6 protein-coding genes are annotated in these 5401 nt (G+C 64.5%); all 6 read right to left on the bottom strand.

The features are described 5' to 3' along the window. On the bottom strand, positions 1–850 hold an 850-nt coding region (gene trbL, locus CF68_RS20935; RefSeq protein ID WP_035822476.1), incomplete at its 3' end, for a P-type conjugative transfer protein TrbL. A gap of 48 nt (positions 851–898) precedes the next feature. Continuing rightward, complete coding sequence (gene trbJ / locus CF68_RS20930; protein ID WP_035822475.1) at positions 899–1636, bottom strand: P-type conjugative transfer protein TrbJ; 738 nt, start codon at positions 1634–1636, stop codon at positions 899–901. Beyond that, positions 1633–4083 (bottom strand): conjugal transfer protein TrbE, encoded by a 2451-nt coding sequence (gene trbE / locus CF68_RS20925; RefSeq protein WP_035822473.1) that lies wholly within the window; start codon positions 4081–4083, stop codon positions 1633–1635. Before trbE ends, trbJ begins: the two co-directional genes overlap by 4 nt. A gap of 16 nt (positions 4084–4099) precedes the next feature. After that, on the bottom strand, positions 4100–4384 hold the full coding sequence (locus tag CF68_RS20920; protein WP_035822471.1) for a VirB3 family type IV secretion system protein: 285 nt from the start codon (positions 4382–4384) through the stop codon (positions 4100–4102). Next, positions 4381–4755, bottom strand: coding sequence for a TrbC/VirB2 family protein (locus CF68_RS20915; protein ID WP_035822469.1), 375 nt, complete (start codon positions 4753–4755; stop codon positions 4381–4383). Before CF68_RS20915 ends, CF68_RS20920 begins: the two co-directional genes overlap by 4 nt. Next, a partial coding sequence (locus CF68_RS20910; protein WP_035822467.1) for an ATPase, T2SS/T4P/T4SS family occupies positions 4755–5401 on the bottom strand: 647 nt, incomplete at its 5' end. The genes CF68_RS20915 and CF68_RS20910, both read right to left, overlap by 1 nt.

The following is a 5401-nucleotide window of genomic DNA, read 5'->3' as shown; positions in this document are numbered from 1 at the left end:
CCGCAGCCCCCACTGTCGCGCCTGCCATGGCCCCCGCGCCCAGCTGCGGCGCGCCGGACACGAGGCCGGTGGCAATGCCCGGCCCAAAAATCGCCAGCGCCAGCATGGCCAGCGACGCCAGCATAATGACCAACGCGTTGTCGATGGTGGGCTCGTTCGGCGCAAGCTGGAACTGCGCGAATAGGCCGGTGCCGATGCCCACGATAACGGCCAGCACCAGTACCTTGACGCCACAGGAGACCACGTTACCAAGCACCTTCTCGGCGAGGAACGCTGTCTTGTTCCAGAGCGCAAATGGCACGAGCACAAAGCCTGCGAGCGTGGTCAGCTTGAACTCGATCAGCGCGATGAACAGCTGGACCGAGAGCACGAAAAAGCAGACGATCACCACCAGCCAGGCGAGAAACATCACGACGATGGGCGTGATGTTCGCAAAGACTTCCGGAAAGCCGGCCAGCTTGCTGATCTGCCCCAGGATGGGCGCACCGGCGTCGATGCCGGTCTTGGCCAGCCGCGCCGGATGCAACAAGGTCTCCATGCTGAGCGCGCCGGTCGCGGTCAGCCCCAATCCCGCGAATGAGCGGAACACGATGCCTGCCAGCGAGTTAAAGTTGCCGATGATGTAGGCGAAGGCGCCGACATACAGCACCTTGCGGATGAGCTTCGTCATCACGTCCTCGCCCTGCCCCGTGGCATGCGCCAGCGCCCAATAGAGCCCCGCCAGCGTCATGTCGATCGCCACCAGCGTGGCAGTCAGGAACGCCACTTCGCCTCGCAACAGGCCAAAGCCCGAGTCGATGTACCTGGAAAACGTATCTAGGAAGCGGTCAATGATTTCTACGTCGTTCATGTCCGAACCGTTCGGTACGCGCGGGCGTGCGCCGTTATCTGTGCCCTCTCAGCGGTTGTAGAAGTTCACCGGCCGCGGCGTGTACGGCGTCCCGTTACCCAGAAAGCGCCGCGTCACTTCGCGCCCGCGTTCGGTGGCAGCGGCCTGCCGCGCCAGCTCCAGCGACACCGCGCGCTCCTGGGTCAGTTGCAATTGCTGCGCCTGGATCGCCTGTTTGGCCTGCAAGGCCAGCAGCTGATTCGTGGCCTGCACCACTTGCAGCGCACCGGTCGCGGATTGGCTCTGCCGCACCAAGTCGGTCAGGGCACTTTGGTCCTGAGCGAGATTGCGCGACACCTGTGTCTGCATCCGCATCGCGGTGTGCACCCCATTGAGCGTGTTCTGCCAGCGTTCTTGCGCGTCCCGGTGCATCTGGTCGCCGCTAATGGCCGCCGCATATTGCTGCGGATATAGGCGCGCAAGGTTGGCGTCCATGGTTTGCACGTTATAGGCCAGCCCGCGCGCCTCGGCGATCAGCCGGTCGGTGTTGGCGAGTGTGAACCGCAGGCGGTTGACGATGTTGAAGTCAAGGCTTGCCAGATTGCGCGACTGGTTCCTCAGCATCTGCCCCTCGTTTTGCAACTGCTTGATCTGGTTGTTGATCTGCTCCAGCGTGCGAATCGCGGTCAGCTTGTTCTGCAACAAGTTCGTCGGGTCGAACACGGTGATGGCTAACGCCGGGCGCGCGAGCATGAGGGAGGCCGCCAGCACGGCGAATAGCGTCCGAAGAATCACATGGAGTTTCAAGACAAGTTCTCCTGTTGGCGGGAAGCGACGAAGGCCGTGGCCGACGGCGCAGAAGGCAGCAAGTCGGCCGCCCAATCAAGACCGCGGTGGCGCAGCCAGGCACCGGCAAAGCCGAACACCCCGGCGTCGCGCAGCACTGCATCGATGGCACGCTGGTCCTGAGGCGTCCCGGCGCCGGCGAATGCCAGCGCGACCGGCCCCAGATCCAGGTCGAACAGCCGGTTGCCAGCACGGGACTGGTAGTAGTAATCCCGCTTGGGCTGCGCGGTGGCCAGGATCTCGATTTGCCGGCTGTTGAGGCCAAAACCTTCGTAAATCGTGCGAATTTGTGGCTCGGTGGCCTGTGGGTTGGGCAGGAAGATGCGGCTGGCGCAACTCTCGATGATCGCGGGCGCGATGCTCGAATCCTTGACGTCGGCGAGCGACTGCGTCGCGAAGATGACGCTGACGTTCTTCTTGCGCAGCGTCTTGAGCCACTGGCGGATGCGTGCCGCAAACACCGGGTCGTCGAGAAACAACCAGGATTCGTCAAGCATCAGCAGCGTCGGCGCACCGTCAAAACGCTCCTCGAAACGGGCAAACAGGTATCCCAGCACTGCGAGCACTGCGGTGCGGCTAGGCATCAGTTCCTCCATCTCGAAGCACTGCACGTCGGAGGCGCCCAGCTGGTCGTGATCGGCATCCAACAACCTGCCATGTGCGCCGCCCAATGCGTACGGTGCGAGTGCCTGGCGCAATCCGTTGGACTGCAGCAGCACCGACAGCCCGGTGAGCGTGCGCTGCTCAACCGGCGCCCCGGCGAGACTGGCGAGCGCCGACCAGATGGTCGCCTTCGCATCGGGGCCGACAGCGACGCCTTCATGCCGCAGCCGGCCCTCGATCCATTCGGCGGCCCAAATGCGATACCCGTCGCGGTCGATGCGCGCAAGCGGCTGAAAGGCGATCGCACCATCGCTACCGAGGTCATAGTGCTGGCCGCCGAGGCCCAGCACCGTCGCCCGCATGGATCGCCCCATGTCGAACGCGAAGATGCGCGAACCGGGATAGCGACGGAACTGCATCGCCAACGTGGCGAGCAGGACCGACTTGCCCATGCCGGTGGGCCCGACGACGAGCGTGTGGCCCACATCGCCGACGTGCGTCACCAGCCGGAACGGGGTCGCGCCATCCGTGCGCGTGACGATCAGCGGGGGGCCATCGAGGTGCAGGTTCTTCTCCGGCCCGGCCCACACGGCGGACACCGGCATCAGATGAGCCAGGTTCAGCGTCGACACGATCGGCTGGCGCACGTTGGCATAGGCATTTCCTGGAACCGAAGACAGCCACGCCTCCACTGCATTCAGGGTCTCGGGGATCGTCACGAAACCGCGGGCCTGGATGGCGCGCTCGACCCTGCGCAGCTTGTCATCCGCCACGTCGCCATCGGCATCGAGTACCGTCACGGTCGCAGTGACGTAGCCGAAAGCAACCTGGTCGCTACCCAGCTCCTGTAAGGCAGCGTCCGCGTCGGCAGCCTTGTTGCTGGCGTCGGCATCGACCAGTGGGCTCTCCTGCTGGAAAATGGTCTCGCGAAGCAGCGCCAGGACATTCTTGCGCTTGACGAACCACTGTCGGCGCAAGCGGCCCAGTTCCTTCTCGGCCTCGGCCTTATCCATGCACAGGAAACGCGTGCTCCACCGGTAAGCGAACCCCAGGCGGTTGAGATCATCTAGAATTCCCGGCCAGGTCGAAGTGGGGAACCCACGCACCGTCACCACGCGCAGGTGCTCATTGCCTAGCATGGGAGTCAGGCCGCCGATCACCGGCGCATCAGGCAGCAGGGCGTCGAGATGGAACGGCACCTCCGGGACGCCAATCCGGTAGGCCCGTGTAGAGATCGTCGAGCGCAGATAGGTCAGCGTTTCACTGTCATCGAGCCAGACCATTTCCGGCATCACCCCGTCGATCAGATCGAAGGTGCGGTCGGTCTCGGCGACAAAGGCACTCAGCCGCTCGCGCCAGTCCACGCTGGTGGTCTGCCGGTTCTCGTAGAGCAACTTGGCCGCTCGCGCACGGGACTCCTCGGACGGCAGGTACTGCAGCGTGAAGTGATAGCCGCTCTCGTAGCGACTGCCTGATTCCTCAAACGCGGCCCGCCGTTCCTCGTCGACCAGCCACGAGAGGGGTTCGGGGAAATCCGAGCGCGGGTAGTCCGCCGCCGGCTGACGCGCTGCTTCAATGTACAACGCCCAGCCCGATCCCAGGCGGCGCAGCGCGTTGTTGAGCCGCGCCGTCGTGGCAATCAACTCGCCTTGCGTGGCACTGTCGAGGTCTGGCCCGCGAAAACGCGCCGTGCGTTGGAACGAGCCATCCTTGTTCAACACCACGCCGGACGCAACCAGGCCGGCCCATGGCAGCCAGTCGGCGAGCAAAGCCGGGCGCTGGCGGTATTCAGTGAGGTTTAGCATCGCGGCGCCCTCCCCTTCAAACGTCCAGCAGCGGCTTGTGCTTGATATGACGCGCAAATACCTGCATGAACTGCGCGTCTACGCGCGCACCCCATACCGCCAGGGCATGACCGAGGATCCACAGCGCGAAGCCGGGGATCCACTGCTGCAGACCCAAGCCCACGGCAGCGGCCAACGTGCCATTGGCGATCGCGACGGTGCGGGGCGCGCCGCCCAGCAGGATTGGCTCGGTGAGAGACCGATGCAGCGGAATCTCGAAACCGGGCGCGAAGCCCGGCACGCCTTCGTTCGGGATGCTCATACGACGGCCCCGCCCGAGAAGCTGAAGAACGACAGGAAGAACGAGGACGCCGCGAAGGCAATGGACAGGCCGAAAACGATCTGCAACAGCTTGCGGAAGCCGCCCGACGTGTCCCCGAAAGCCAGCGCCAGCCCAGTGGCAATGATGATGATGACCGCGATGATGCGAGCGACCGGACCTTGGACAGAGTCAAGAATGGCTTGCAGTGGCCGTTCCCAGGGCATCGACGAGCCAGCCGCCTTCGCCGTGCCAGCCGTCATCAGCAGGACGACTGCCAGCAAGCCGCGTTGGATCAGTCTGGCCAAAGGCGGCAGCCATGCGAGGCAGCAACCCGGATTTACGGAAAAGCGGAAAGCACCGGCGTCCTTCATCACAGTTCTCCTGAATCATTGGCAGACGGCAGCGCCGCGGCGCAGGGAGCCAGCGGCGGTTCGGGTAAGGGTGTTTCCAGTGCCTCCTCCAGGCGATAACCGGCACTGTCGAAGCCAACGACACTGGCGATCTCCTCGATGCGGCGACGGCGGCCACGGCCGGCGATGTAGATCACGACATTGACCGCCTCGGCGATCAGCGCACGTGGCGGGTTCACAGCGACCTCCAGAATCAGTTGCTCGAGACGCAGCAACGCGCCTTGCGCCGATCCCGCATGGATGGTGGCGATACCCCCCGGGTGGCCGGTACCCCAGACTTTGACCAGGTCCAGCGCCTCGCCGCCACGCACCTCGCCGACGATCACGCGGTCGGGGCGCAGTCGCATTGAGGAGCGCACGAGTTCGGTCATGGAAACCACGCCGGCTCGCGTGCGCAGCGGCACATGGTCGCGTGCCGCGCATTGCAGCTCCACGGTGTCTTCGAGCACCAGCACGCGGTCGCCAGTGGCCGCGATCTCCGCGAGCAAGGCATTGACGAGCGTGGTCTTGCCGGTGCTGGTGCCGCCGGCGATCAGGATGTTCTGCCGCTCACGGATCGCACATCGCAAGAAGTCCGCCTGCTCGGCGTTCATCATCCCGTCAGCAA

The organism is Cupriavidus sp. SK-4 (assembly GCF_000611125.1).
Lineage (GTDB): Bacteria > Pseudomonadota > Gammaproteobacteria > Burkholderiales > Burkholderiaceae > Cupriavidus > Cupriavidus necator.
Note: the sequence above shows the minus strand (reverse complement) of the source record. Positions and strands in the feature narration are given on the sequence as shown.

Excerpts from the sequence above, each read along its gene's own strand:
- CF68_RS20915 (WP_035822469.1), bottom strand. The coding sequence starts at position 4,755 with ATGAAGGACGCCGGTGCTTTCCGCTTTTCCGTAAATCCGGGTTGCTGC.
- CF68_RS20920 (WP_035822471.1), bottom strand. The coding sequence starts at position 4,384 with ATGAGCATCCCGAACGAAGGCGTGCCGGGCTTCGCGCCCGGTTTCGAG.
- trbE (WP_035822473.1), bottom strand. The coding sequence starts at position 4,083 with ATGCTAAACCTCACTGAATACCGCCAGCGCCCGGCTTTGCTCGCCGAC.